30 protein-coding genes are annotated in these 26,652 nt (G+C 66.5%); 8 read left to right on the top strand and 22 right to left on the bottom strand.

All coding sequences use genetic code 11. The features are described from left to right. Positions 1-24 precede the first annotated feature (24 nt). The 5 genes from E3T43_RS01825 to rpsB all read right to left on the bottom strand — a co-directional run bounded on the left by E3T43_RS01825 (position 25) and on the right by rpsB (position 4,322). Positions 25-1,038 carry a phosphatidate cytidylyltransferase gene (locus E3T43_RS01825; RefSeq protein ID WP_134471111.1) on the bottom strand — a complete coding sequence of 338 codons (1,014 nt, stop codon included), beginning with the start codon at positions 1,036-1,038 and terminating at the stop codon, positions 25-27. Positions 1,039-1,049: 11 nt separating this feature from the next. Continuing rightward, positions 1,050-1,604 carry a ribosome recycling factor gene (gene frr, locus E3T43_RS01820; RefSeq protein WP_092449207.1) on the bottom strand — a complete coding sequence of 185 codons (555 nt, stop codon included), beginning with the start codon at positions 1,602-1,604 and terminating at the stop codon, positions 1,050-1,052. 30 nt (positions 1,605-1,634) lie between these two features. Beyond that, the gene (gene pyrH, locus E3T43_RS01815; RefSeq protein ID WP_134471110.1) at positions 1,635-2,417 is read right to left on the bottom strand and encodes a UMP kinase; all 783 of its coding nucleotides are present in this window, start codon (positions 2,415-2,417) and stop codon (positions 1,635-1,637) included. 122 nt (positions 2,418-2,539) lie between these two features. Further along, the gene (tsf, locus tag E3T43_RS01810) at positions 2,540-3,367 is read right to left on the bottom strand and encodes a translation elongation factor Ts (protein WP_134442789.1); all 828 of its coding nucleotides are present in this window, start codon (positions 3,365-3,367) and stop codon (positions 2,540-2,542) included. A 10-nt stretch (positions 3,368-3,377) separates the two neighbouring features. After that, on the bottom strand, positions 3,378-4,322 hold the full coding sequence (gene rpsB / locus E3T43_RS01805; RefSeq protein WP_134471109.1) for a 30S ribosomal protein S2: 945 nt from the start codon (positions 4,320-4,322) through the stop codon (positions 3,378-3,380). 339 nt (positions 4,323-4,661) lie between these two features. Here rpsB and E3T43_RS01800 point away from each other — a divergent pair, with 339 nt between their 5' ends. Then, on the top strand, positions 4,662-5,198 hold the full coding sequence (locus E3T43_RS01800) for a murein hydrolase activator EnvC (protein WP_134471108.1): 537 nt from the start codon (positions 4,662-4,664) through the stop codon (positions 5,196-5,198). A 57-nt stretch (positions 5,199-5,255) separates the two neighbouring features. Here the strand turns inward: E3T43_RS01800 and E3T43_RS01795 are convergent, their stop codons facing one another. Together E3T43_RS01795 and E3T43_RS01790 are read right to left on the bottom strand one after the other, a co-directional pair. Beyond that, positions 5,256-6,299, bottom strand: a complete 1,044-nt coding sequence (locus E3T43_RS01795) for a tyrosine recombinase XerC (RefSeq protein WP_241978764.1) — start codon at positions 6,297-6,299, stop codon at positions 5,256-5,258. A gap of 126 nt (positions 6,300-6,425) precedes the next feature. After that, positions 6,426-7,409, bottom strand: coding sequence for a phosphodiesterase (locus E3T43_RS01790; protein WP_134471107.1), 984 nt, complete (start codon positions 7,407-7,409; stop codon positions 6,426-6,428). 172 nt (positions 7,410-7,581) lie between these two features. Here E3T43_RS01790 and E3T43_RS19640 point away from each other — a divergent pair, with 172 nt between their 5' ends. The 3 genes from E3T43_RS19640 to E3T43_RS19630 all read left to right on the top strand — a co-directional run bounded on the left by E3T43_RS19640 (position 7,582) and on the right by E3T43_RS19630 (position 8,521). Further along, the gene (locus E3T43_RS19640; RefSeq protein ID WP_370449859.1) at positions 7,582-7,863 is read left to right on the top strand and encodes a hypothetical protein; all 282 of its coding nucleotides are present in this window, start codon (positions 7,582-7,584) and stop codon (positions 7,861-7,863) included. Between the two features lie 64 nt (positions 7,864-7,927). After that, the gene (locus tag E3T43_RS19635; RefSeq protein WP_370449858.1) at positions 7,928-8,209 is read left to right on the top strand and encodes a hypothetical protein; all 282 of its coding nucleotides are present in this window, start codon (positions 7,928-7,930) and stop codon (positions 8,207-8,209) included. Between the two features lie 27 nt (positions 8,210-8,236). After that, positions 8,237-8,521: a hypothetical protein gene (locus tag E3T43_RS19630; protein WP_370449857.1), complete on the top strand. Its 285-nt coding sequence runs from the start codon at positions 8,237-8,239 to the stop codon at positions 8,519-8,521. 102 nt (positions 8,522-8,623) lie between these two features. On the opposite strand, the gene dprA is transcribed toward E3T43_RS19630, so the two are convergent. The 4 genes from dprA to E3T43_RS01765 form a co-directional block, all read right to left on the bottom strand. Further along, on the bottom strand, positions 8,624-10,171 hold the full coding sequence (gene dprA, locus E3T43_RS01780) for a DNA-processing protein DprA (RefSeq protein ID WP_241978763.1): 1,548 nt from the start codon (positions 10,169-10,171) through the stop codon (positions 8,624-8,626). Continuing rightward, positions 10,168-11,703, bottom strand: a complete 1,536-nt coding sequence (locus tag E3T43_RS01775) for a YifB family Mg chelatase-like AAA ATPase (protein WP_134471106.1) — start codon at positions 11,701-11,703, stop codon at positions 10,168-10,170. Before E3T43_RS01775 ends, dprA begins: the two co-directional genes overlap by 4 nt. After that, positions 11,703-12,059 (bottom strand): YraN family protein, encoded by a 357-nt coding sequence (locus E3T43_RS01770; protein ID WP_134442784.1) that lies wholly within the window; start codon positions 12,057-12,059, stop codon positions 11,703-11,705. The genes E3T43_RS01775 and E3T43_RS01770 overlap by 1 nt, the downstream gene beginning before the upstream one ends. A gap of 150 nt (positions 12,060-12,209) precedes the next feature. Beyond that, positions 12,210-13,349, bottom strand: a complete 1,140-nt coding sequence (locus E3T43_RS01765) for an alcohol dehydrogenase catalytic domain-containing protein (protein WP_134471105.1) — start codon at positions 13,347-13,349, stop codon at positions 12,210-12,212. A gap of 39 nt (positions 13,350-13,388) precedes the next feature. Between E3T43_RS01765 and E3T43_RS01760 the strand changes: the two genes are divergently transcribed. Continuing rightward, entirely contained in the window at positions 13,389-13,832 is a 444-nt protein-coding gene (locus E3T43_RS01760; RefSeq protein WP_134471104.1) for a nitroreductase family deazaflavin-dependent oxidoreductase, read from the top strand. A gap of 147 nt (positions 13,833-13,979) precedes the next feature. Here the strand turns inward: E3T43_RS01760 and E3T43_RS01755 are convergent, their stop codons facing one another. From E3T43_RS01755 to nirD, 9 genes are all read right to left on the bottom strand, one after another. Then, positions 13,980-15,455 carry a glyceraldehyde-3-phosphate dehydrogenase gene (locus E3T43_RS01755; RefSeq protein ID WP_134471103.1) on the bottom strand — a complete coding sequence of 492 codons (1,476 nt, stop codon included), beginning with the start codon at positions 15,453-15,455 and terminating at the stop codon, positions 13,980-13,982. A gap of 75 nt (positions 15,456-15,530) precedes the next feature. Continuing rightward, entirely contained in the window at positions 15,531-15,854 is a 324-nt protein-coding gene (locus E3T43_RS01750; protein WP_092449218.1) for a DUF2469 family protein, read from the bottom strand. 12 nt (positions 15,855-15,866) lie between these two features. Further along, positions 15,867-16,511 carry a ribonuclease HII gene (locus E3T43_RS01745; RefSeq protein ID WP_134471102.1) on the bottom strand — a complete coding sequence of 215 codons (645 nt, stop codon included), beginning with the start codon at positions 16,509-16,511 and terminating at the stop codon, positions 15,867-15,869. Then, a complete protein-coding gene (lepB, locus tag E3T43_RS01740) occupies positions 16,511-17,239 on the bottom strand; it encodes a signal peptidase I (protein ID WP_134471101.1) in 729 nt (242 codons plus the stop codon). Before lepB ends, E3T43_RS01745 begins: the two co-directional genes overlap by 1 nt. A gap of 149 nt (positions 17,240-17,388) precedes the next feature. Further along, complete coding sequence (gene rplS / locus E3T43_RS01735; protein ID WP_092108884.1) at positions 17,389-17,730, bottom strand: 50S ribosomal protein L19; 342 nt, start codon at positions 17,728-17,730, stop codon at positions 17,389-17,391. A gap of 175 nt (positions 17,731-17,905) precedes the next feature. Beyond that, positions 17,906-18,448: an MFS transporter gene (locus E3T43_RS01730; RefSeq protein WP_134471100.1), complete on the bottom strand. Its 543-nt coding sequence runs from the start codon at positions 18,446-18,448 to the stop codon at positions 17,906-17,908. Positions 18,449-18,457: 9 nt separating this feature from the next. Next, positions 18,458-19,336, bottom strand: coding sequence for a tRNA (guanosine(37)-N1)-methyltransferase TrmD (gene trmD / locus E3T43_RS01725; RefSeq protein WP_134471099.1), 879 nt, complete (start codon positions 19,334-19,336; stop codon positions 18,458-18,460). Positions 19,337-19,345: 9 nt separating this feature from the next. Further along, the gene (locus tag E3T43_RS01720) at positions 19,346-20,200 is read right to left on the bottom strand and encodes a sirohydrochlorin chelatase (RefSeq protein ID WP_134471098.1); all 855 of its coding nucleotides are present in this window, start codon (positions 20,198-20,200) and stop codon (positions 19,346-19,348) included. Further along, complete coding sequence (nirD, locus tag E3T43_RS01715) at positions 20,197-20,610, bottom strand: nitrite reductase small subunit NirD (protein ID WP_370449856.1); 414 nt, start codon at positions 20,608-20,610, stop codon at positions 20,197-20,199. The genes E3T43_RS01720 and nirD overlap by 4 nt, the downstream gene beginning before the upstream one ends. Positions 20,611-20,825: 215 nt before the next feature. Here nirD and nirB point away from each other — a divergent pair, with 215 nt between their 5' ends. From nirB to E3T43_RS01700, 3 genes are read left to right on the top strand one after another with little or no spacing between them, the layout of a single operon-like run. Continuing rightward, positions 20,826-23,540 carry a nitrite reductase large subunit NirB gene (gene nirB / locus E3T43_RS01710; protein WP_134471097.1) on the top strand — a complete coding sequence of 905 codons (2,715 nt, stop codon included), beginning with the start codon at positions 20,826-20,828 and terminating at the stop codon, positions 23,538-23,540. A gap of 4 nt (positions 23,541-23,544) precedes the next feature. After that, entirely contained in the window at positions 23,545-24,354 is an 810-nt protein-coding gene (gene cobA, locus E3T43_RS01705) for a uroporphyrinogen-III C-methyltransferase (protein WP_134471096.1), read from the top strand. Beyond that, on the top strand, positions 24,354-25,592 hold the full coding sequence (locus E3T43_RS01700; protein ID WP_134442439.1) for a uroporphyrinogen-III synthase: 1,239 nt from the start codon (positions 24,354-24,356) through the stop codon (positions 25,590-25,592). The genes cobA and E3T43_RS01700 overlap by 1 nt, the downstream gene beginning before the upstream one ends. 160 nt (positions 25,593-25,752) lie before the next feature. On the opposite strand, the gene rimM is transcribed toward E3T43_RS01700, so the two are convergent. Both rimM and E3T43_RS01690 read right to left on the bottom strand, forming a co-directional pair. Beyond that, positions 25,753-26,409, bottom strand: coding sequence for a ribosome maturation factor RimM (gene rimM / locus E3T43_RS01695; protein WP_241978762.1), 657 nt, complete (start codon positions 26,407-26,409; stop codon positions 25,753-25,755). A 4-nt stretch (positions 26,410-26,413) separates the two neighbouring features. Further along, positions 26,414-26,650, bottom strand: coding sequence for an RNA-binding protein (locus tag E3T43_RS01690; protein WP_035879344.1), 237 nt, complete (start codon positions 26,648-26,650; stop codon positions 26,414-26,416). Positions 26,651-26,652: the final 2 nt, after the last annotated feature.

The following is a 26,652-nucleotide window of genomic DNA, read 5'->3' as shown; positions in this document are numbered from 1 at the left end:
TGACGGGGGGCGAATCGGTTCGGCTCACGCAAAGACCAGGTAGAGGGCGTAGGCCGCGGCGGCCGACGGGAGGATCGAGTCCAGCCGGTCCAGAAAACCGCCGTGCCCGGGCAGCCAGGAGCTCATGTCCTTAATACCGAGGTCACGTTTGATCAGCGATTCGGCCAGATCGCCGAACGTCGCCGTGAGCAGAATCACGACGCCGAAGACCAGCCCGAACCACCACTCCTGATCCAGCATGAAGATGGACAGCAGAACGCCGGCGATCATGCAGATCAGGCCGGCACCGATAAAGCCCTCCCAGGTTTTCTTGGGGCTGATCGAGGGCGCCATCGGATGCTTGCCAAAATTGAGCCCGCTGACGTAGGCCCCGGTATCGGCGGAAATGACCAGGATCAGGAAGGCGAGCGCCCACCACTGCCCCTCGGGCTGGGCGACGAGCAGCACGGCGAAGCTCGCCAGGAACACGACATAGACCTGAATCAGGATGCCGCCGCCCACGTCGCCGACAATGGACCGGGCCGGCGCGCGATGGGACGGAATCACGAGAAGCGCCAGCCGCCACAGGGCGATCAGCACGATCCCGCCGAGCATCACGAGCCACTGGCCGGTCGCCTCGCCGTAGAACGCGGCCGGGACGATCGCGACAGCAGAGATGATGACCGGGATGCGCGGAACATTACGTCCCGCGTGCCGCAGCGCCTGGGCCAGCTCGAAGGCACAGAAGGCGACGATCACGACCGCGAAGATCATGAACAGTTGCTTGACGATGATGAGGCTGACCAGCATCGAACCGCCGAGCACGAGCCCGATCAGTATCGCGAGAATGAGGTTTCGCCCGGTACGGGCTTCGATGCGCTCGTTGGTGGCATCGAGCTGGGCACGCGTCGCCTGCACCTGCCGCTCGAAATCAGCCTTGGTAGTTTGCACCTGACGTTCAAAATCGGCCCGCGTCGTCTTCACTTGCGCCCGAAACTCGGCACGACTGACACCGTGACCGCGCTTGGGCGGCTGGTCGTTCCCGGGTTTCTCGGTCATCTGAAGGCTCCCTAGATCTCGAGGAGTTCGGCTTCCTTGCGCTTGAACGCGTCATCGATGCCGTCCACGTGGCTCTTGGTGATCAGCTCCAGCTCTTTCTCGGCCCGACCGACCTCGTCATCGCCGACCTCGCTCTTGAGCGCGTCGAGCTCATCCTTGGCCTTGCGACGGATGTTTCGCACCGAGATGCGGGCATCCTCTGCCTTGGCCTTGACGATTTTCACGAATTCCTTGCGGCGTTCCGTGGTGAGCTCTGGGAGGGTCGCGCGAATGGTGGTGCCGTCGTTGCCGACGTTGGCGCCCAGGTTCGGAGTGTCGCGAATGGCGATCTCGATGTCGCGCAGGGCCGCCTTGTCGTACGGGCCGATCAGCATGGTGCGGGCTTCCTGGTTCTGCAGGGAAGCTAGCTGCTCCAGCGGGGTCATGGTGCCGTAGTAGCTCACCAGGATTTTCGCGAACATCTGCGGGTTGGCGCGCCCAGTGCGCACGGTTCCAAAATCATCTTTGGCGGCCTCGAGGGCCCGGTTCATGCGCGCAGTGGCGTCGGAAAGAACATCCGCGATCACGGTGACTCCTTTATTGGTGGTGGAATAATTCTAGTTGGAGACGCGCGTGCCCAGATCGGTGCCCAGAATGGCGGCAGTGACGTTGCCTTCCGGGGCCATGCCGAAGACCTGCATCGGCATGTGGTTGTCCATGCACAGGCTGAAAGCGGTGGAGTCGACCACCTTGAGCCCGCGCTGCAGCGCCTCGAGGTAGGTGATGTGGTGGATCTTCTGCGCGTCGGGGTTGGTGCGTGGGTCGTCGGAATAGACGCCGTCGACACCGTTTTTTGCTACGAGCACGACGTCAGCATCGATTTCGAGGGCGCGCTGGGCAGCGACGGTGTCGGTGGAAAAGTAGGGCAGTCCGGCGCCGGCGCCGAAGATGACGACGCGGCCCTTCTCGAGGTGACGCTCGGCGCGGCGCGGAATGTACTGCTCAGCGACCTGGGTCATCGAGATGGCGGACTGCACCCGGGTTTCAGCGCCGGCCTGCTCCAGGAAGTCCTGCAGGGCCAGCGCGTTCATGACGGTGCCGAGCATGCCCATATAGTCGGCGCGGCCACGGTCCATGCCGCGCTGGGAGAGCTCTGCGCCGCGGAAGAAGTTGCCGCCGCCGACGACGATGGCGACCTCGACCTGCTTGGCGCCCTCGGCGATTTCACGGGCCAGCGAGCTGACAACATCCGGGTTCACTCCGACGGCGCCGCCGCCAAAAGCCTCACCCGACAATTTCAGAAGCACTCGTCGTTTCTTGACGATGGCGGTGGGCCTGACCGGTCCAGAAAAAGTACTGGCTGGGCTGTTATGGGTGTGCGTGCTGGCCGTGTCAGTCATGTCGTGCGGGGCCTTCCGAAGTGGGGTGTTACCAAACTACCAAGAGCGTGCGCGTACCCCAGGGGGCACACACAAAAACGGAGGCCGGATCGCTTTCGCAATCCGACCTCCGTCATTTGTTGTTAGGCGCCGACCTTGAACCGGGCAAAGCCCGACACGGTCAGTTTTGCATCGTCGAGGACCTTCGCAACGGACAACTTGTTGTCCTTGGCGTAGTCCTGTTCGAGCAGGGCGACCTGCTTGAGGTACGCCTTGACGCGTCCCTCAACGATCTTGGGCAGTGCCGCCTCCGGCTTGCCCTCGTTCTTCGAGATCTCGGTGACGATCTTGCGCTCGGTCTCCACCAGGTCAGCAGGAACATCGCTGGCCGCGAGGTACTCGGGGTTGGCGAACGAGATGTGCTGGGCGACGCTGCGAGCGGTCTCCACGTCGGCTCCAGAGAAGCCGAGAACAACGCCGACCTGCGGGGGCAGGTCCTTGCTGGTCTTGTGCAGGTAGATCGAGAACGATTCGCCGGTGACGGCGGCAACACGGCGAAGTTCGAACTTCTCGCCGATGATGGCCGCTTCGCCGTCGATGAGCTCGGCAACGGTCTGGGTGCCGGCCGTTGCGGCCAGTCCAGCCTCAACCGTCGTCGCGCCAGCGGCGGCGATCGCGTCGAGCACCTTGTCGGCCAGAACGACGAACTTGTCACCCTTGGCGACGAAGTCGGTCTCGCAGGCGAGTTCGATCATGTAAGCGGTCGTGCCGATTTCCTTGGCAGCGACGAGTCCCTCAGAGGTGGAACGGTCAGCGCGCTTGGCGTTGCCCTTTGCACCCTTGAGACGCAGGATCTCGATGGCCTTGTCCATGTCGCCGTCGGCTTCAACGAGGGCGTTCTTGGTGTCGACCATTCCGGTGCCGAGGTTCTCGCGGAGAGCCTTGACGTTTTCGAGTGTGAAGTTTGCCATACCGGGTTCCTTACTTGGTCTCTTCGGCGGCAACGGTCGGCTCATCGGCGACGGCAGCCAGTACGGCGGAAACGTCGGAGTCGGCGACAGCGTCGGCGATGGTGACGGAGGGCTCTGAAACGACGGCCTCGTCGGCGGCGACGGTAGCGTCGGCAACCTTCTCGGTCTCGGCAGAGGACTGCGCGGGGGTGGTTTCGGCGTCGGAGGACTGAAGCAGTTCAGCTTCCCACGCGGCGAGGGGCTCAACTTCGGCCTCCGGCTTGGCGTGGCGCTGGATCAGGCCCTCGGCTGCTGCGTCCGCGATGATGCGGGTCAGCAGGCCAACGGAGCGGATGGCGTCGTCGTTGCCCGGGATCGGGTACTGCACGTCGTCGGGGTCGCAGTTGGTGTCGAGGATGGCGATGACGGGGATGCCGAGCTTGCGCGCCTCGTCAATAGCGAGGTGCTCCTTGTTGGTGTCAACAACCCACAGCGCAGACGGGGTCTTCGTGAGGTTGCGGATACCGCCGAGGCTCTTGTGCAGCTTGACCAGTTCGCGCTTCTTGATGAGCATTTCCTTCTTCGTGAAACCGCTCTTGGCGGTGTCTTCGAAGTCGAGCTCTTCGAGTTCTTTCATGCGGGCCAGACGCTTGGAAACGGTCTGGAAGTTGGTGAGGAGTCCACCGAGCCAGCGCTGGTTGACGTAGGGCTGGCCTACGCGCTGCGCCTGCTCTGAAATGGATTCCTGGGCCTGCTTCTTGGTGCCAACGAAGAGGATGGTGCCGCCGTGGGCGACCGTCTCCTTGACGAAGTCATAGGCCTTGTCAACGAACCCGAGCGACTGCTGCAGGTCGATGATGTAGATGCCGGAACGCTCCGTGAAGATGAAGCGCTTCATCTTCGGGTTCCAACGGCGGGTCTGGTGCCCGAAGTGCACGCCGCTGTCAAGCAGCTGGCGAATGGTTACGACGGCCATGTGCCGTACTCCTGTTCTGATGCGCGCTTGCACGCACACCAATCGGTTTGTGCGATGATCGGTCGATCATCACTCCTGGTACCCGGCACATGTCCGCCCTGTACCTGCAAGATTCGCTGTGCGTGAATCTGGCTGTACGGGACCGATTGGACATGGCGGCCAAATGGGCACGCGTAGTCAGCGCACAAAGCGCTGCTGGTGATAGCGTACCATCGTCGGCCGGGTGGTCGAGACCGGACCGCAGGAGAACAGCTCCTCCACCGCAGCGGTCCTTATGTCCTCTGCACGAATGCGCCCACGAGCTGTTCGCCCGAGGCGCCACCCGGCCAGGCTGGCCCCATGCATACGGTACGCAATCTCGGGATTCGCCGCCTGGCGGCATCCGCTGTGATGCTGCTCATTCTTCTCGGGAGTCCGTTTGCCACGGCGAGAGCGGTTCCCCCGGCGGTCGTGACGCCGGCAGCGGATGGCTGGCGCTGGCCGCTCCCGGAGCCGCACCGGGTAATCGCCCCGTTCATTGCGCCGGTCACGCCCTATGCTGCCGGTCATCGCGGCATCGACCTGACGGCGCAAACCGGCGATACCGTGCTGGCTCCGCACGACGGCGTCGTATCATTCGCCGGCGTGGTCGTTGATCGACCGGTGCTCTCCATCACCCAGGTCGGTGATCTGATCACAACGGTGGAGCCGGTGCTGGCGCTCGTGGCCGAGGGCGACCGGGTGCAGGCCGGGCAGCAGATCGGAACTGTGGCGACGGGCGGTCATTGCCCGCCGGGCTGCCTGCACCTGGGGGTACGCCTGCACGGGAACTACGTGTCGCCGCTGCTCTATCTCGGCGGCTTGCAGCGGGCCGTGTTACTTCCGGCCGGCCCGTGACGGTGCGCCGTACTGGCAGGTCAGCGCGACGTCGAAACGAGGAACCAACGCTGGCGGTCAGGCGCGGGGGTGGGCCAGTCCGTAGCTGGCCTTGAGACGTTCGGCGGAGACGTGCGTGTAGATCTGGGTGGTGCCGAGGCTGACGTGTCCGAGCAGCTCCTGCACGGCCCGCAGGTCGGCGCCGCCGTCGAGAAGGTGGGTGGCCGCGGTGTGTCGCAAGGCGTGGGGACCCGCCGGACCGGTTCCGGGAACCTCAGCGAGCAGGGTGGCAACCAGTCGGTAGACCCCGCGTGTGCCCAGACGCTGACCCTGGCGGCCAAGAAACAACGCGGTGGTGCCGGATGCTGTGGTGCCGGGTGCTGTGGTGCCGACCGCTGACGTCGGGCCCGAGCTCGACGCGTGTTCCACGAGCGAGCGGCGGGCCTGGCCGAGGTAGCGCACGATCGCACGCTGCGCCGGCACGCCGAACGGCACCACGCGCTCCTTGGAGCCCTTGCCCGTGACCCGCACGGTCAGCCGGTCGAGGTCGACGTCGGCGACGTCGAGTCCGACGAGTTCGGAAACACGCAGGGCCGAGGCGTAGAGAAGTTCGACGATCGCCAGATCACGCACAGCCAGGTCGCGCACGGCCAGATCACGCGCGGCAGGTTCACGATCGATGCGGGCCCCAGATTCGGCGCCACCTGACCCGCCGCCGGCCTCCACTCCCCCGTGCGCGCGGGCCGTGAGCAGTTCGAGCAACTCGTTCATCTGGGTGTGGGTGATCACGCGGGGAAGGGTGTGGCCAGGCTTCGGCGAGCGCAGGCGAGCGGCCGGATCCACGCTGTCGTCGCGGGCCCGCGCCAGCCAGGCGGTGAAGCTGCGCGCCGACGCCGACCGACGGGCGAGCGTCGCGCGGGCGAGGCCGGCCTGGGTACCCACCCACAACCATTCCCGGAGCAGCTCCAGGGTCAGATCAGCGGATGCCGCGCCACCACGTTCCGCAGCAAACGCGGCCAGCTGCGCCAGATCGGTGCGGTACGCCCGAACAGTGTGCGCCGAGTAGCCACGCTCCGCGCTCAGGTAGCGCAGAAACGCGTCGATATCGTCGGTCAGGGGCACGGGTTCAGTTTCGTCTCGGCAGCGAGCGTGCCGCGCGCGACCCGCGGCACGGGGGCAGTATTGGCGGGCCGAACGACATCCGTTCGTGGTCGAGTTGGTCTGCTGGCGCTGGGACACTTCGCGTGATCATTGTTGGCGGGAAAAGGCTTCGAGTCGGGCTTCGGGTGACAGGGCGGCCAGTCGATCGACATAGTCGGCCGGAAAATGCGTGGCCGTATCGAAGGCGCCGATCGGTACCTGCGAGTGCGTGATCTGGTCGGCGTAGACGTGCACCAGGTTGAGGGTCCGGCCGCCGTTGACGCCGGTCAGCTCACGCTCGGGGGCGCTGAGATCCATCGTGTAGCAGGTGGCCCCGGCCACGGAGACTGGAATTCCGGCGAACAGGCCCTGGGTCGCATAGTGCAGGTGACCACCGAGAATCGCGCGTACGTCGCTGCCGGCCAGCACCGCCGCCAAGCGCGGCTGTTCCTGCAGTTCGAGCACGCTCATCAACGGCAGCGGGGTGGGAATCGGCGGGTGGTGCAGCGCCAGAATGGAGCCGTGACGGGCGGGCGTGCTGAGCACCGTGCGCAGCCACTCCAGCTGCGCGTCGGTCACCTCACCGTGGTGATAGCCCGGCACGCTGGTGTCGAGGGCAATGATTCGCAGGCCGTCGAGGTCGTGCACCTGGTCGACGGGGTCCTGATCGACAGGGTCCTGGTCGACGCGGTCCTGGTCGACGCGGCCTTGGTCGACAGTGCCTTGATCAGCTGCGCGCGCCGCTTCGCCCGGCTGATCCTGCCCGAGTAGGACGCTCCGAAATGCGGCGCGCTGGTCGTGGTTGCCCATCACCCAGATGACCTTCGCTTGCCACTGGGCCGCGGCGGATTCGACGATGCCGCGAATACGTCGGTAGGCATCCGCTTCGCCACGATCAGCGACATCACCGGTGATTATGACGGCATCGGGGCGGATGCCCGACCGGTGCAGCTGTTCGAGGGCACGATGCACCGTGGTATCGGTGTCGACGGTGCCGTACAGCGCCGCGGCATCCGCTAGAAAATGGGTGTCGCTGAGGTGAACCAGAATCTTGTCGGCGGGCGCATACTGGCCCCACTGCATGCTCGCCATTTCCCGTCCCGTCGTTGGGATCCACCCTACGGGCTGCCACCGACAGGCCGTTCACCCGGGGCTATCGTGGCGGCATGTCTGCCCAGCCGGACTCCTACACCCAGGCTTTGGACCGTGCATTGCTGCACGCCCAAGCCTGGCTTACGTCACTCCCTTCGCGGAACCCGGACTGATGGCACTGCCGTCCGGCCGCTTCTTCGGCTGGGTGATTGGGGGGACCCTGCCCGCAGACCTCGCCGCCGACTGGCTGGTGACCGCGTGGGACCAGAACGCGGGAATGCGCTTCGCCACTCCCGCAACTGCCGTACTTGAGGAGAACGCTGCGGGCTGGATCCTCGATCTGCTCCGGCTTCCTCCCGGAACGGATGTCGGATTCACGACGGGCGCGACGATGGCCAATTTCGTCGGTCTTGCCGCCGGTCGGCAGTGGGTTCTGGAGCATCCGACCCTATAGGTGCAGCGAGCGACGTGGCGAAGCGGCAGGGAGCCTGGGTGCACGTGGACGGGGCTTGCGGCCTGTGGGTAGCGGCCGATGGCACGCCGGCAACATTGGCCCGGGCAACCCGTTCGAGAAGGTGCCGGAGCTGTCCCGTCGGGCGCGAGGCGTTCCAGTCTGGGTGGCGCTCCGATCCCTCGGTCGTGATGGCACGATCGCGCTGGTCGACCGTCTCGCGGCCGATGCGCGTGCCCTGGCCGATGGACTGCGGTCGATGCCGAGGGTCGAGGTGTTCAACGAGGTGGTGTTCACGCAGGTGTGCGTGAGTTTCGGCAGCGACGCTCGCACCCGGCGGGTGACGTAACAGCTCATTGCCGACGGCTCACCGTGGATGTCAGGGTCGCTCTGGCACGACCTTGACATTCTGCGCATCTCGGTGAGGAACTGGTCGACGGATGCCGCGGACGTCGCGTTCTCCCTCGCCGCTGTGAAGCGAGCCTGCGCGACCATGGACGGGGCCGAGGACATAGCAGTTGTCCCGGACTTGGCGGCAGCGATGGGCACAGTTATGGACGCAGCCAACGACATAGTGAAGCGCCGGCCGGACGCCACGTGCTCAGCTCCGCACCCGCACGCGCACGCGATCCATAGCCCCGCAACGGACGATCGAAATTGACCGTGCGGATCTGGCGGCCGCATCCGACCACCATCCAGTGACGCCGCACGCCCTGCCACGGGAGCGCCGCTCCAGCTGGCTCCTGGTAGCCCCGTACGCGCCTTACGCGCGGCGCACCCAGCCAGCCTCGCGTTCCTGGGCTGCGCCGTCGAGGTCGAGGCCGCCCAGGGCGCCGCGCACGGCCGCACTCGACAGCCCGGCTCGGCGTGACAGGTCGGCGACCGTGCGCGGGGAGCGACCGCTGAGGGCATCAAACACGCGCACCTGGTCGCTCGTGCGGGGAATCGGACCGGGGCCCGCATCGGTGTTGGGCCCCGCTTCCAGGTGGAAATTGGCCAAGGGCACCGGAATCGACCGATCGCCGACCAGCTCGGCCATTTCGGTCGGGTTGGTCACGCACACCGCGGCGAACTCCCGGATGAGGCGGTGGCAGCCAGCCGAGGTCGGGCTCGTGATCGGGCCGGGCACCGCGCCAAGCGGGCGACCGAGCGCGGAGGCGTGGCCGGCTGTGTTGAGCGAGCCGGACCGCCAGCCGGCCTCAAGCACGACCGTCGCCGCACTGGACGCGGCGATGAGCCGGTTTCGTTGCAGAAACCTCCATTTCGTGGGTGCTGCGCCGCAGGGAAGCTCGGAGACGACCGCGCCGGAGGCCACGATGCGGGTGAGCAGGGAGTCGTGGCCACTCGGGTAGAACCGGTCGACTCCCCCGGCGAGAAAGGCCACGGTCAGACCGTCACTGGCCAGGGCGGCCCGGTGGGCCATCCCGTCGATGCCGTACGCGGCACCGGAAACGATGGCGAAGCCACGGTCGACCAACCCCGCCGAAGCTTCCATTGCGATGTGCTCGCCGTATCCGGTGGCGGCCCGCGCCCCGACCAGTGCGATGGAGTTGGGCAGCGCGGCGAGGGCACCGGGTACGCCCCGCCACCACAGGGCAAGCGGGGCGTGCTTCTCGAGGTCATTGAGAGCCGCCGGCCAGAGGGAATCCGTGGCCAGCAGCAAACGAGCCTCGACGCGGGCCGCTTGTTGCAGCGAGCGGATGACCTCGGTCGAGTTGAGCCGCGGGCGCCAGCGCTGCAGCCCCTGGTCTAACGCGGTCTCGAGTTCGGCGCTGGTGTCGGCATCCGCTTCGCTGAAATCGATGGACGGACTCACGGCGAACAGCACACTCGGGCCGACGGTCGTGTCGCCGGAGAGCGCGTCGCGCACCAGGGCACCGAGGCGCACCGGGCTCCACGCCTCGAGAATAGCGGTCAGGGCGACGCTGGCACCGAGGCTCGCCACGAGCACTCCCGCCATGCCGTCGCCCGGCTCGGCGATGCCCGACCACGCGGCGCGGGCGAACACCTCGGCGACCATTGCGGTCTCGATTTCGATGGCGGCGCCGTTGGTCGTGCCGCTCCCGTCTGCACCGTCGGCCCGATCTGCACCGTCGGCCCGATCCGTGCCGACGGCCCGATCTGTGCCGTCGGCTACGCCTGCGCTGCCGGCCAGACCTGGGGTCCTGGCGCTCGAAATCGGGACCAGGTTCGGACCTGCAGCCGCGGTGCCGTCGCAGGTCTGCGGCCCGTCACCGGCCGTCGGCATCCCACCGCGCACCCCGGAGGCGAGTGCCCTGACCCGGGATTCGTCGAGACCAAACAGCTTCATGATGTCATTCCTTTGCGTAGGTAAAGGGCTTGACCGACCTGGTCGGCGCCGGGACTGGTGAGACCGTCGTAGTCGGCGAGGGTCCAGGCGATGCGCAGCACCCGGTCGTAGCCGCGCATGGTGATTCCGCCACGTTCGAGGGCGCGATCCAGGCCCGCCGTGCATGCCGGGGCCAGCCGCACCGGGGCACCGCGCAGCCACGGGCCGGGCACCTGGGAGTTCACGGTCCACGGCGTGCTGCCCAGCCGTTCGGCTGCTGCAGCCCGAGCGGCCACCACCCGATCCCGGGCGCTAATGCTCGTGACGCGCTGGGTGCCGGCGGCGAGGCGCAGCTGGGCGGCGGTAATGCGCTTGACGTTGAGTTGGATGTCGATGCGGTCGAGCAGCGGACCGGAGATGCGCGCGAGATAGCGGCGGCGCGCGTTCGGCGGGCAGGTGCAGCTCAGGTCGCCGGCCCCGTACTGCCCGCAGGGGCACGGATTGGCCGCCATCACCAGTTGGAAACTGGCCGGGAAGTGCGCGACGGCATTGGCCCGGTGGATGCTGATCCAGCCGGATTCCAACGGTTGGCGCAGCGCGTCAAGCACCGGCGAAGCGAATTCGGGGGCTTCATCGAGAAACAGCACTCCGTGCGAGGCTTGCGAGGCAGCACCGGGACGAATCTGCCCGTTGCCGCCGCCGACCATGGCTGCGGCCGTTGCGGTGTGATGGGGCGCTTCCCACGGCGGCCGGGTGATCAGGGCATCGCCGAGTCCGAGACCGCTGAGCGAGCGCAGGGAGCTGACTTCGAGCGAGCTGGCCGGGTCGAGATCGGGCAACAGCCCGGGCAGTCGGGCCGCGAGCATGGTCTTGCCGGCGCCGGGCGGGCCGAGCAGAAAAACGTGGTGCCCACCGGCGGCGGCGATCTGCAGCGCCAGGATGGCGTCGTCGTTGCCGATCACGTCGGCCAGGTCGGGTTCGGCAGCCAGACTGCTCGGTACAGTCGCCGCCAGGATCGGCTCGACCGGAATCGGCGGGAGGTCTGCCCCATGCCAGATCGCCGCCTCGCGCAGCGATGCGACGCCGATCACTCGAATATCGGGAACGAGTCGAGCCTCTGCCTCATTGCCGATGGGTACCATCACCGTCGTGTGACCGAGGCGGGCGGCGGTCATCACGCCCGGCAGGATTCCCGGGGTCGGTCGCAGCCGCCCGTCGAGGGCAAGCTCGCCGAAGTGCACGACCTTGCCCACCGACACCTGCGAAATGGTGCTGTCGGCGGCGAGGCAAGCCAGGGCGATCGCGAGGTCGAACCCGGCACCGTGTTTGGGCAGCGCGGCCGGCGACAGATTGATGGTGAGGCGGTGAACAGTGAGGGGACATCCACTGTTCGCAGCCGCAGCACGCACCCGCTGGGTCGCCTGAGACAGGGCAGCGTCGGGCAGGCCGATCAGAATCATGCCGGGCAGTTGCGCCGAGATATCGGCCTCGACCTCGACGAGCGCCCCGGTCAGGCCGAGCAACGCCACGGCATGGGTGCGGGCGATGCCCATCAGAACACGCCCTCGAGGTGTTCGATGACCGGTTCGCGGCCCCGCGGGGCGATCACGGCGATGACGTCAAGCCTAATCTGGCGCGGCCACCGCTCGGCCTGCACACACCAGGCCGCGGCGAGGCGGCGCATGCGGGCAAGTTTTTTCACGGTGATGGCTTCAAACGGATGCCCAAAGCCCAGGCTGCTGCGCGTCTTCACCTCGACAAAAACCACCGCAGAACCGCGTTGGACGACGAGGTCGATCTCTCCCTCGGCGCACCGCCAGTTGCGGGTCAGAATTGTGTAGCCGGCACCCTCGAGAAAGAGCGCGGCCTGCTGCTCGCCGAGTTTGCCGACTTCGTCTTTGCGCGCCACGAGTGCCTCCGAGAACCAGAGTGACCGCTCACGGATCGCCGTGGCCGGGCCGCCACCGCATTGGTACAGAAGGCGGCGATCCGGGCGCTGTGGAGGAGGCTACCCGCAGCAGGAGCAGGCTGCGTCGGAGTGCAGAACAGACCGGGGCGGCTACTCGTCCTGCAGCACGAACAAGCGGCGCACGACCTCGCCGGCGACGAGCGCATCCAGGCTCTCGTTGAGGTCGGCGAGCGGACGCGTATCGGTGTGCAGCAGCTCGACCGGCAGCTTGCCGTCGCGCCAGAGCTGCAGGTAGGTCGGAATGTCCCGGCTCGGCACGGAGTCGCCCATATAGGAGCCGAGCAGTCGGCGACCGAGCCCCGCGAACTGCAGCGCGGGCGTTGTGATGGTCTGCTCGGGGTGCGGCAGGCCGACCGAGACGAGCGCGCCGCCGCGGGTGAGTAGGGCGAGGCTCGCCTCCATGACCCGGGCGCTGCCGACCGCCTCGATGGCGAGATCAACGCCGTCGCCGGCATGCGTGTTCACGAGCTCCGCTGCTTGCTCGGGCGATCCGGCGTGGTCGGCGCCGCACCGCACGGCGAGGGCTTGTTTTTCGGGCAACGGATCGATGGCGATCACGGTCGTGCCGTCGACCTGCGCGGCGGCCATGACCGCCATCAGGCCGACCGCGCCGAGACCGAACACGATCACCGACTGGCCGGGCGCGAGGGCGCCGGTGCCCAGCACGGCGCCGATGCCGGTCAGGGCCGCGCAGCCGAACATTGCAGCAACCTCGAACGGAACGTCCTGGTCGATCACCACGACGGATTCGCGGGCGACGACGGCGTACTGGGAGAACGCCGAGACGCCCAGGTGGTGGTTGATACGCTCCCCCGATCCGCCCACCAGCACGGCCGAGCCGTGCAGCAGGTCGCCGGTTCCATTGGCCTCGGCGCCGCGGTGGCAGAGTGCTGGCCGCCCGGCCCGGCAGGCACGGCAGTCGCCGCAGCTCGGCACGAACACGAGAACGACCCGGTCGCCGAGCTTGAGATCATCGACGCCGTCGCCGAGGCCGGCAACGGTTCCCGCGGCTTCGTGACCGAGCGCCATCGGGAGGGGGCGCTGGCGCGAACCGTCAATGACCGACAGGTCCGAGTGGCAGAGGCTGGCCCGTTCGATGCGCACGAGCACCTCGCCAGCGCGCGGGACCGGCACCGGAATCTGCTCAAACGTCAGCGGGCGGCTGTCGGCGTAGGGGCGCGCCGAGCCCGCTTCGCGAAGAATCGTGCTGAGCATCATTGTTGGAGTCATTCCTCCAACCTATCGCCAGCGGCCACGTACGCTGGGCTTATGACCACGCTGCGCAACCGGGTGACCGATCTCACAATGCGCGCCATGAATGGTGTGCACCGGATGCTGCTGGCCCTCTCGGGCGGACGCCTCGGCTGGACCATCGGCACCATGCAGACCGTTGAACTGCACACGATCGGCCGCAGCAGCGGGCTTCCTCGGTCGACGATGCTCACGGCGCCGATTCATGAGAACGGGCGGTACGTGCTGGTGGCGTCCAAGGGCGGCGACGACCGGCATCCGTTCTGGTACAGCAACCTCGTGGCGCAGCCGGACGTAGACCTGACCATTCGCGGAGTGACGCGGCCTTTTCGGGCGCGCACCGCGACATCCGCTGAGAAAGCCGCGCTGTGGCCGCGCATCGTGGCCGCCTACCCCGGCTATGGCGCCTACCAAGGCCGCACGGAACGCGACATCCCCGTGGTCATCTGCGAGCCGCGCTAACCCGGTGTTGAGGTTACGCTACGCAAAAGCGGCGGCGGCGGGCCGCCTGCGGAACGCGAGCACATCCCCGGGCCCACCTTAGGAAGCTGGGCCCGTGATAGATCATGGGCCCACTTTCCGGGCCCGGGCCCGGTGCAAATCACACTGCTAGGCGACGGGCTCGAGGGCCTCAGCGGCGAGGATGGCCGGGAAGATGGGCGCGTGCACGCCGGCCATCTCCTCGAGTACCCGAATGACCTGGCAGCTGTAGCCGAATTCGTTGTCGTACCAGACGTACAGCACGGCCTTCTGCTCGGTGACGATGGTGGCCAGCCCGTCGACGATACCGGCGCGACGCGAGCCGAGAAAGTCGCTGGAGACGACCTCGGGCGAGTCGATGTAGTCGATCTGCCGGTGCAGCGAAGAGTGCAGCGACATGGTGCGCAGGTAGGTGTTGAGTTCGTCCTTATCGGTGGCTCCGGCCAGGTTGAGGTTGAGGATGGCCATCGACACGTCGGGCGTGGGCACGCGAATCGCGTTGCCGGTGAGTTTGCCGGCGAGCTCGGGCAGAGCCTTGGCGACGGCCTTCGCCGCACCGGTCTCGGTGATCACCATGTTGAGCGCGGCCGAGCGACCACGGCGGTCGCCGGAGTGGAAGTTGTCGATCAGGTTCTGGTCGTTGGTGAAGGAGTGCACCGTTTCGACGTGGCCGTCGATGATGCCGTAGCGGTCATTGACCGCCTTGAGCACCGGGGTGATCGCGTTCGTGGTGCAGGACGCCGCGGTGATGATGCGGTCGCTCGCCAGGATGTCGCCGTGGTTGATGCCGTGCACGATGTTCTTGAGCGCGCCCTTGCCCGGCGCGGTCAACAGCACTCGGGACACTCCGGGGCATTTCAGGTGCTGCGAGAGGCCTTCTTCGTCGCGCCATTTGCCGGTGTTGTCGACGACGATGGCGTCGTGGATGCCATATTGCGTGTAGTCGACGCTGGCCGGGTCGCCGGAGTAGATCACCTGGATGAGCGTGCCGTTGGCGAGGATGGTGTTGTTCTCTTCGTCGATCGTGATCGTGCCCTCGAAGGGGCCGTGTACGGAGTCGCGGCGCAGCAGGCTCGCGCGCTTCACCAGGTCATTGGCGGATCCGCGCCGCACGACGATCGCCCGCAGACGCAGCCCCTGGCCACCACCGGCGTGCTCGATCAGGATGCGCGCGAGCAGTCGGCCGATCCGGCCGAACCCGTAGAGCACCACGTCGGTGCTGGAGCGTCCGTCCCGTCCGTGCTGGCCGACCACATCGGCGAGTTCGCCGCGCAGGTATTCCTCGAGGGTGACCCGGTCGTTCTGCTCGCGAAAGCCGAGGGCCAGGCGGGCCAGGTCGACCGAGGCAGCACCGAGACCCAACCCGTCGAGGGCCTGCAGAATCGGCAGCGTCTCGTCGAGCGGCAACTCGACATCCGCTATATGACGCGCGAAGCGGTGCGCCTTGAGCAGGCCAATGACCGACCGGTTGACCAGGCCGCGCCCGTAGACGCTCGTCACCACATTGTTATCGCGGTAGAGGCGCCCGATCAGGGGAATCATCGCCTCGGCGAGAGCCTCGCGGTTGCTCCACGTTGCACGGGCACGATCAGCGTCCTGAATCACAGGGTTGCCTTCCTAAACCATCTTTAGTCAGTTAGACGGAGCATGTCCGGCCACCCACGGCCCCGGAGTCATTCCTTACTCGTCGAGCGCAAGTTCCTTGGGGAGTTCGAAGTCTTTCGAAGCGAGCTCTTCCACGTTGACGTCCTTGAAGGTGAGCACGCGCACCGACTTCACGAACCGGTCGGAGCGGTAAACGTCCCAGACCCAGACGTCCTTCATGGTCAGTTCGAAATAAAAGTCGTGCTCAGTGTCACGGCGCACCAATTCGACCTCGTTTGCGAGGTAGAAGCGTCGTTCAGTTTCGACAACGTACTGGAACTGGCCAACGACGTCTCGATATTCCCGGTACAGGGCCAACTCGACCTCTCGGTCGTAGTCCTCGATTTCGTCTTCTTCCATGGTGACCTCATCTTACAATGAGATTTTCAGCCACGATTTTCGATGTAAAGGGCTCGGTCCGAGCAGGTCGATCGCGCTCATGTGCGCCGCGCTGCCATAGCCCTTATTCGACGCCCAGCCGTAGCCAGGTTCGTCATCGTGCGCCGCGATCATCAGACGGTCGCGGTGTACCTTCGCAATCACGGATGCCGCCGCGACCGACCCGCAATCCCGGTCGGCTTTGATGCGGGTCACGACGTTGAGCGGGGTGGCCAGCGCCTTATTCAACCAGTCGTCACTGCCGTCGAGCAGCACGATGCTGCCGGCCACGTCGACGCCCTGCGCATACAGGTCGGACAGGGCACGCTTGCCGGCCAGGCCGAGGCAGGCGATGATGCCGAGTTCGTCGACCTCCGCGGCCGAGGCGAGTCCGACAGCCGAGAACGTCGCCCAGGCCGCGGCGAGCGGCGCAAGACGTTCGCGGCGCGACTCGCTGAGCATCTTCGAATCGCGCAGTCCAACCGGCATGGTCAGAACGGATGCGTTCACCGCGGCGAATCCGACGGCGACCGGCCCGGCGAGGGCACCGCGGCCGACCTCGTCGCACCCGATGACGAAGCTCGCGCCGGTGCGCAGGAGGTCGAACTCCACCTCGAGGGTGGGATCAGATACTGCCACTACTCGGTGCCCTGCTCGGCCTGCTCAACCTCGCGGAACACGTCGGGGTAGTCGTCGAGCCAGGCCCAGTGGGCCAGCGGCCAGCTCACGACCAGAGCCCGCCCGACGACGTTCTCGACGGGCACATAGCCCTGACCGGCGGTCTCGCCGTTGAACCGGGAATCCTTGGAGTTGTAGCGGTTGTCCCCCATCATCCAGAGCGAGTCGTCCGGGATGGTCACGTCGAAGTCGATGTCGGAGACCTTGGCCTCGCCGGCCGGCAGCAGCACGTAGGCGGATTCGTCGAGCGGAACGTCGTTCACACTCATCTGGCCGAGGGCGTTGCAGCAGACGACGTGATCGCCGGGCAGGCCGATGACCCGTTTGATCAGGTGGTCGTTACTGTCGGGGGCAGACAGGCCCACGACCGAGAGCAGCCAGTCGGCGCCGGCAACAACAGGATTTTGCACGATCTCGGCCTGCGGCAGCAGCCATCCGCCCGGATCTTTGAATACGACGACATCGCCGCGCGTAATCGGGATGAGCTCGGGTTCGAGCTGGTTCACGATGATGCGATCGTCCACCTGCAGGGTGTTCTCCATCGACCCGGACGGGATGTAGAACGACCGAATCAGAAAGGTCTTGATCAAAAACGAAATCAGCAGAGCCACCACGAAGATGATCAACAGGTCGCGAATGAACAGCAAGACGCTGCGCTTCTTGCTGGGCGCCTTCGTACTTCGTGCCATTTTGCTTCGGGACCTCTTCGACTCTGACACCCGATGATCGGACCTGGAGGCGAGCACTTCATCTGTCATTTAACCGCCTGAGCTCCCCATCAGTTTAGGTGATGGGGAGCTCAGTAAGAATCCGGTTGAACCGTGGGTCAGCGCGAAAGTTAGCGCTTTTCCTTGATCTTGGCCTTCTTGCCACGCAGGTCGCGCAGGTAGTACAGCTTCGCGCGACGAACGTCGCCGCGGGTCACGATCTCGATGTGGTCGATGACCGGGGAGTGCACCGGGAAGGTACGCTCGACGCCGATCTGAAAGCTGACCTTGCGAACGCAGAACGTTTCGCGCACGCCTTCGCCGGAGCGGCCGATGACGACTCCCTGGAAGACCTGGATACGAGAGCGGGTTCCCTCAATGATGTTGACGTGAACCTTGACGGTGTCGCCGGCACGGAAGTCAGGAAGATCCTTCTTCAGTGATGGGGCGTCTACCGCGTCGAGAATATGCATGTTGTTTCGCTCTCTGTACCCGCCACAGGTCGACTACGCTAGGTGCTTCATTCGAAGCAATCAGTATGAGTTGTGCGCCGCACAAAGCAGGTTCCCCTGTGGCAGAGTCCTGCAGCGGCACAGTCGCCTATTCTGCCATGAACGAGGCCCGGCTGCAAAGTCGGGCTCGTTTGAGTTAGATGCGGTCGCGCTTTTCTTCGATGACGATGACCTCGGGGGTGCCCGTACGGCCAAAGCCGGGCGTTGGCCTGGTCGTCTTCGGCGACGCATAGGGCAGTGGATGTCCCGGCGCGGCCGGTGCAGACTGCCCGCGTGCCGTCTGCTCCACCAGGTCGACCATCGCGCGCATTCGACGCTTGGCGGAGTCGAACAGCTCCCAGAGCGCGAACCAGAACACGGCCAGTCCGCCGACGATGACCAACACGCTGAGCCAGCCGGCGGCATCCGTGGAAAAGGGGATGGCGATGATGAGGGTGTGCCAGAGGCTGAGGACGCCGACGTCGGCGTAGGAGACGGCGCGGGTTTCGCGCACCTCTTTGCGCGCATAGAAGAGGAGGGCGACGAGGAGAAGCCCGAGGCCGATGAGCACGGCTCCGAAGAAGATGCCCAGAACGGCCCAGGCGCCCGATCCAAAGATCGAGGACCCGACGAGGAGCCAGAGCGGCAGGGCTCCGGCGGCAATGAATTGCCAGTGGTAGAAGGCGCGGCGGATGATCACCGCGTCAGTTTATCGACGGCGGCTGGGGCTTTGCTTGGCGTTCGCTGGGGGCAGAAGATCGGGTGACATCAGGTCGGGGCGCACCCGTTCGGTGCGTTCGATCTGCTGCTGCCGGCGCCAGGTGCTGATGGCGCCGTGGTTGCCGCTGAGCAGCACGGGCGGTACGTCGAGGCCGCGCCAGCTGGACGGTTTGGTGTAGCTCGGGTATTCGAGCAGGCCGTCTTCGTGGGATTCCTCGACGAGGCTTTCCGGGTTGCCGACGACGCCGGGGATGAGGCGTCCGATGGCTTCGATCATGGCCATCACGGCAACCTCTCCCCCGTTGAGCACGTAGTCGCCGAGGCTGACCAGGCGCACCCGGCCGCGCTGTGAGTAGTGGTCGACGACGCGCTGGTCGATGCCCTCGTACCGGCCGCAGCCGAAAACGAGGTGCTGCTCGAGCGAGAGTTCGCGGGCCATCGCCTGGGTGAACTGATCGCCGGCCGGGGAGGGAAAGATGAGGATCGGGCCGTCGTCGGCGGCGTTGACGGCGGTCGGCGCTTCGGTTTCGGCCTGGTCGGCGGTCGGCGTTTCAGTTGCGGCAGCCTCGGTCGCTACGGCCGCGGCGTCGGTTGCGGCGGCGTCGGTCGCTACAGCTTCGGTCGCTACGGCCTCGGGAGCGGCGCCGAGGATGACGTCGAGGGCTGCGCCCCACGGTTCGGCCTTCATGACCATGCCGGCACCGCCGCCATAGGGCGTGTCGTCGACCGAGTGGTGCCGGTCATGGGTGTGGTCGCGCAGGTTATGCACGCCGAGTTCGATCAGTCCGCTCTGGCGAGCCTTGCCGAGCAGCGACAGATCGAGCACATCGAAGAATTCGGGAAAAATGGTGACAATGTCGATGCGCATGGTCAAATTCTAGAAGAGTCCGGCGTGCGCTTTCGCCTCAAGGTACCGGTCGACGACCAAATCGACCAGCGGAGCGGGGGCTGGTTCGCCCGGCACCAGCAGTGGAGCGGTGACCGACTCGGCACCGGCGCTCTGCGCGCGGGTCAGGTCGAAGAAAAATCCCGGTGCCATCAAGTAGGTACTCACGGTGACGCTGTCGCTGCGGAGGCGGGCCTCGGTGACGGCGCACGCCAGTCGGGGCGAGGCTGCGGACAAAAACCCGACCGTGACGCGCACGCCGAGGCGCTGCGCCAGCATCTCGCCGATTCGGCGGCAGTCCTCGACCGCGCGCGTGTCGCTGGAACCAGCAGCGGCGAGGACCACCTCGCGGCCGGGCTGGGCGGTGATTCCGGCGGCGGCGAGCCGGTGCTCGAGCACATCGATGAGGCGATCATCGGGGCCGAGGGCCCGGGAGACGGTGGTCACGCGGCCGGGCACGCGGGACTCGCGTTTCAGATCAACGTGCACGTGGTAGCCGGCGGAAAGCAGCAGGGGTACCACCACTGCGGCGCGATTCGGGCGCAGCGCGCCGAGGCTGGCCGCGACATCCGGCTGTTGCACGTCAACGAAACCGCCGGTCACGCCCAGATCGGGGCGCGCGAGCGCGACGGCATCGACGAGGGCGGCGATGGCGGCCTGCCCGTCAGCGGAACTCGTGCCGTGCGAGATGGCGACGAGCGCGGCGGGTAGCGCCGTCTGGGGCGCGGCATCCGCTTGATTGCTGCGGGGTCGACCGGCTCGCACCTGATCGGTGCGAGTCTGTGGGGTACGAGCCGGAATGGTTCGCACCTGGTCGGTTCTGAGTCGTTCGCCGAGCAGGGTCATGCGGCACTGAGTAGTTCAGGGGCGTGCCGTTCAGTCTCGACGGCGACCTCGATGAAACCGCCGACCACGCGGGTTTCGTAGGTGTTCAGCACCAGCGTCGGGTTGGTGAAGCATTCTCCGGTGCCGAGGTCATAGACCTCTTTGTGCAGCGGGGAGGCGATGGTGGGGCGGTCGCCCTTGGAGCCGACGATGCCGCGGGCCATGACGTGTGCCTCGGTGTGCGGGTCGCGGTGGTCGACGGCGTAGATCTCGGTGGGCGAGAGCAGAAACAGGGCGATCTGGTTTTCGCGGATGAGGGCCGCTTCGCCCCAGCTGGGTTCCAGATCGGCCACGGCGCAGGCGCGCTCCCAGACCAGGGTGGGGCGGGTCAGTGCAGCGGTAGGGCGGGACTCGGCGGTTGTCATCGTCATGGTGCGCTCCCTGGGTTGTCGCGTTTGTGCGTTGGTCCCACGGTAGGCGGGCCATATTTCGACCAGACGCCCCCTATGTTTCCTCGCCGTGAAACTCGCCTCACAGCGGGGGTGCGCCGCTGTGGGGCTTTCGACCAGCACGGGACACACGAGCGACACGAGGGGGAAACTGCCCCGAACTACGCTCACAATTGCCCCGCTTCGAAAGGATGCTGATGCCAGCTTCGAATGAAACCGCTTCCGCGTATTCTGCCCCAGACCCTGCAACAACCGCTGGGACTGCGACACACGCCGTCACATCGACGAGCAAAGCGGATGCCGCCATTCCCGCTGCCGAGACGCCGCGCCGGGTCATCGTGATCGGCGGCGGACCCGCTGCCCACCGCCTCACCGACGCCCTGCACTCCCGCGACACCGAGCACACCCTGTCGATCGTCGTGCTGGCCGAGGAGAACCACCGCCCCTACGATCGGGTCGCGCTGAGCCAGCGGCTCGCCGGAATGATCGACCTCACCCTGGAACCCACCGCACCGTGGGACAGCGAACGGATCGCCCTGCGCATCAACGAACGCGCCACCCGCATCGACCGGGTCCACCAGACCGTCACGACGTCCACCGGAGCCGTGCTCGAGTATGACGACCTCGTGCTCGCCACCGGGTCAAGCGCGCCCGTTCCGGAGATGCCCGGTCGCGAGCACATTCGGGTGTACCGCACCGTCGACGACGTCGACGCCCTCGTCGACGAACTCGCCGCACTCACGGCCTCACTCGGCCGCACCCCCAAGGTCGTCGTGGCCGGCGGCGGATTGCTCGGCCTCGAAGCGGCGGGCGGACTGCACAAGCTCGGCGCCGAATCCGCCATCGTACACTCCGGCGGCTGGCTGATGTCGGCCCAGCTCGACGAGAGCGGCGGACAGGCCCTCGGCCGGCTCATCGTGGCCCAGGGCATCGAACTGCACCTCGGCACTCGGGCCCGCACCATTCTCACGAACGATGACAACACCGCAGTGACCGGCCTGCAACTCGGCAACGGCCATACGATCGCCGCCGATATGGTCGTCTACGCGATCGGCATCTCCCCGCGCGACGAGCTCGCCCGGGACGCCGGACTCGCCGTCGGCACCCGCGGCGGCGTCACGATCGGCAACGACTGCCGCACGAGCGATGCGAATATTTGGGCCATCGGCGAGGTTGCCAGCTGGAACGACCGCTGCGTCGGCCTCGTCGCCCCGGCGAACGCCATGGCCGAGGTCGTGGCCGACCGGCTGCTCGGTGGCAGCGCCGAGTTCACAACCGTCGACGATGCCACCAAGCTCAAGCTCTCCGGCGTCGACGTCGCGAGTTTCGGCGACGCGCTTGCCACCACGGCGGGGTCGCTCGAAATCGTCTACGCCGACCCGGCCCGCGGCCTGTACCAAAAGCTCGTCATGACCGACGACGCCAAGACCCTGCTCGGCGGCATCTTCGTCGGCGACGCCACGCCCTACTCGGCCCTGCGCCCCATGGTCGGCCGCGAGCTCAGCAGCGAACCCGCCGCCTACCTCTCGGCCGCCGGCGCCGAGGCTCCGGCCGGCGACGAACTGCCCGACGACGCGCTGGTCTGTTCCTGCAACATGGTCTCGGCCGGAACGGTGCGGAGCGCCGTGCGCGGCGACGATGTGAACAATGAACACCAAACCGAAGCCTGCACCGAACTCGGCGCGCTCAAGGTGTGCACCCGGGCCGGCACCCAGTGCGGGTCGTGCGTGCCGCTGGTCAAGAAGATCCTCGAGGCCGAGCTGACGGCATCCGGTCAAACCGTGTCGCACGCGCTGTGCGAACACTTCGAGTTGAGCCGGCAGGAACTGTTCGAATCGGTGCGGGTGCTCGGCCTCACGTCAAGCGATGAGATCTTCTCCCGCTTTGGAACCGGCCGCGGCTGCGATGTCTGCAAGCCCGCCATCGGCTCGATTCTGGCCAGTCAGAACACCGCCTACATTTTGGATGCCGGCCGCGGCACCCTGCAGGACACCAACGACCGCGCCATGGCCAATATGCAAAAGGACGGCACCTACTCCGTCGTTCCGCGCATTCCGGGCGGCGAGATCACTCCGACCAAACTCGCCGTGATCGCGCAGGTCGCTCTCGATTTCGACCTCTACACCAAGATCACCGGAGGCCAGCGAATCGACCTGTTCGGTGCCCGGCTGGAGCAGCTGCCGGACATCTGGCGAATCCTGGTCGACGCCGGATTCGAATCCGGGCAGGCCTACGGCAAGGCGCTGCGCAACGTGAAATCGTGCGTCGGGTCAACCTGGTGCCGATTCGGAGTACAGGATGCCGTCGGCCTCGCGATCCGCCTTGAACTGCGTTACCGCGGGCTGCGCGCGCCGCACAAGTTCAAGTTCGGGGTCTCGGGCTGCGCCCGCGAGTGTGCAGAGGCCCGCGCCAAGGATGTCGGCATCATCGCGAGCGACAACGGCTGGAACATGTATGTCGGCGGCAATGGCGGCTTTCAGCCGGCCCACGGGCAGCTGCTCGCGACCGACCTCGACGAAGAAACCCTGATCAAGTACATCGACCGCTACATGATGTATTACATTCGCACGGCCGATCGGATGCAGCGCACCGCCCGTTGGATGGAAGACCTCGAGGGCGGCCTGGAGCACGTACGCGACGTCGTCATCAACGACTCGCTTGGACTGGCCGAGGACCTCGAACAGGCCATGCTCGCCCACGTCGACAACTATGAGGACGAGTGGGCGGCGACGCTCGCTGATCCGGAGCGATTGCGCCGGTTCCGTTCCTTCGTGAACGCGCCGACCGAACCCGACCCGAGCATCGCGCTCGTTACGGAGCGTGACCAAATCCGACCGGCGACCCCGGCCGAGCGAGCCTCGTCGGGTACTGTTCTCCTAAGCGGAAGCCGCATTCCTGTACGAAAAGAGTAAGCAAATGACAGCCCAGAATTCCCGAACGGCTGGGTCAGTCAGCACCGGATCAGTCACACTCGTGGGCGGGGGCCCCGGCGCCGCCGGACTGCTGACCGTCGGAGCAGTGACGGCCATCGCTCAAGCGGATGTCGTGTTGTTCGACCGCCTCGCCCCGAACGACGAACTCGCCCTGCTCGCGCCCCACGCGGTCCTCATCGACGTCGGCAAGCGCGCCGGCAGCCATCCGGTCTCGCAGACCGGCATCGAAGAACTCATTGTCGAACATGCCCTGGCCGGCAAGCGCGTGGTGCGGCTCAAGGGAGGCGACCCCTATGTCTTCGGGCGCGGCAGCGAAGAAGTTCTGGCTTGCCACCGCAACGGCATTCCAGTGACCGTGATTTCCGGCGTCACCAGTGCGATCGCGGTGCCGGCGGCGGCGGGAATCCCGCTCACCCACCGCGGCATCAGCCACGCGTTCACCGTGATCAGCGGCCACGCGCCGCTCACCGACAACGAGCTCGAGGGTCTCACTCTGCTCGGCAGCACCATCGTCGTGCTGATGGGAGTCGGCACGTTGCCGACCCTGAGCCAGGGCCTGCTCCGCCACGGCATGCCAGCTGGTATGCCGGTGGCGATTATCGAGCGCGGCTTCAGTGCCACCCAGCGCACGACCGTGAGCACGCTCGCGACGGTGCTGGCCGATGCAGCCGCGGCCGGCGTACGCAGCCCCGCCGTGCTGGTCGTCGGCGAGGTCGTACGCCTCGCGTTCAGCGGTGACGCGGCCGCGAACGACCTCGTCGCCCGCGCCGCCGAATTTTCGGTGACCGACTGATGGCGGCGACGAACGACGGGGCCGAGGCTGCTTCGGGCGGCGAGCCGGCGGCATCCGCTTCACAGCTGCCGGCACCGGACCGGCAGGCGCACCACGTACGCCTGCCGGGAGCGACGGAGCCCATTGAGGTCGCTGCCCCGTTTCTGCAGCCAAACCAGCTCGAGGGATTTCGCATCGGCGTGACCAGTGATCGCCGCTCGAGCGACCTGATCGACGCCTTCGAACGACGCGGCGCGCGGGTCGTGCACGCACCGACGCTGCGCATCGCCCACTCGCAGCAGGATGGCCCGCTGCTCGACGATACCCGCACCATGATCGCCGCGCGGCCCGATCTACTGCTCGCGACGACCGGCTACGGCGTACGGCGCTGGTTCGAGGTGGCCGAGGCCGACGGAATCGGCTCCGAACTGACCGATGCGCTCGCCGACACCACGATTCTGGTGCGGGGGCCCAAGGCCCGCGGCGGCATTCGCGCAACCGGGCTCAATGACTCTGGAATGAGCGATTCAGAGACGACCGCCTCGCTCGTTGACAAGGTTTTGGCCGAGTATCCGCCGGGGCTGACCATCGGCATTCAGGTGCACGGGGCCACCGATGAGGTGCAACTCGACCGGCTGCGCGCCGTGCATCAGCGTGTGCTCGTCGTGGCGCCGTACCGCTGGATTGCCATGGACGACAGCGACGCGCGCGTCTACAAGCTTGTCGAGGCCATCTGCTCCCGTCAGCTGGACTGCGTCACCTTCACGAGCGCCCCGGCCGTGCACGCCCTGTTCACCGCGGCAGAGGGAATGGATGTCTACCCCGAGCTGATTGCAGCGTTACAGACTCAGGTCTGCGCGGCCGCCGTCGGACCGGTGACCAGTGCGCCGCTGATTGCCGCGGGGATCGCGCCGATTCAACCGACCCGGTTTCGCATGGGCGCGCTGATTCGCCTGGTTTGCGAACACCTGGAACAGAACATGGTCGAGCGCATCGAAACCCAGAACGGACTCGTGCAGTTGCGTGGTTCGATCGTGCAGATCGGCGAGGAACGCGTGCAGCTTCCCCCGACTGCACTCGCCATTCTGCGCGCTCTCGTGCGGGCGCGCGGAGCGGTCGTCTCCCGCGAAGACCTCGCGCTGGCCGGCTACTCCGACGATCACGCCATGGAGGTATCGCTCAGCCGCCTGCGGCAGACGCTCGCCGTGCCCGGGCTGGTTGCGACCGTGGTCAAGCGAGGCTACCGGCTGAACGTGTAGGCCGGGCGGTACCACTCGTGACCGGCGCCTCGCCCTGCGCGGCAACTGCGCCAGTACGCGGGAGCTGCAGCCGCAGACATCCACTCGGTGAGGTTACGCTGCGCGGGAGTTGCGCCTCCCGCGCAGCGGCGCAAGTCCCGCGTGCCGTGAATGGAGTGCGTTACGGGCGGTCGGTCTCGAGAGCGGATGCCGCGGCATCCGTTTCAGAGAGCGGTTCGGCCACGGCGTCGGCTACAGCATCGGCCGGGTCCTCGGGCAGCTCTTCGAGCAGTCCGGGCGGCGGGGTGATGGTGACGATGCCGGCCTTCACATCGACGCTCGGCACGATGGCCTTCACGAAGGGGATCATGACGTCGCCGGTGGGCGTCTTCACGATCAGCAGATCTTGCGCGGGCATGTGCTCGAGGCGACCGATGGTGCCGATGCGCACACCGTCACGCATGACGGCGAGCCCGACGAGCTGGTGGTCGTACCAGGCGTCTTCTTCATCCGACTGCTCGGCGACGTCCGCGTCGATCCAGAGGATCGCCTTGGCGAGCGTTTCTGCCGTGGAGCGGTCGGGAACATCCTTAAAAAAACCGACCGCGTGCTGGTTGTACCAGCGCAGCTCGACGAGTTCAATCGTCTTGCCGTGCCAGGCCGACCCGGTCGGAACCTGCAGGGTGAACACGGCGCCCGGGACGAAACGTCGTCCCGGGTCATCCGTGAACAGTTCGAGCTTGATTGCTCCCTTGAGGCCGTGAGCCTTAGTCAGGCGCCCCACCCGTAATTGCTGGGTGCGGTCCTTCTCGCTATCGTTCACCGTCGTGTCGTTCACTGAACTAGAAATCGGTGTCGACGACGTCGACGCGTACGCGTCGACCATCGGCCAGAGCCGCAACGAGGGTGCGCAGGGCCTTGGCTGTGCGACCGGCACGACCAATGACCCGGCCGAGATCCTCGGGGTTCACACGAACCTCGAGCACCTCGCCTCGGGGCGAGTTCTTTTCTGCAACGTGCACATCATCGGGGTGATCAACGATCCCCTTGACGAGGTGTTCGAGCGCGGGAGCAAGCAACA

Source organism: Cryobacterium sp. Hh7 (genome assembly GCF_004403155.1).
GTDB classification, from domain to species: Bacteria; Actinomycetota; Actinomycetes; order Actinomycetales; family Microbacteriaceae; genus Cryobacterium; species Cryobacterium levicorallinum.
This window is presented reverse-complemented; position numbering and strand designations above follow the sequence as displayed.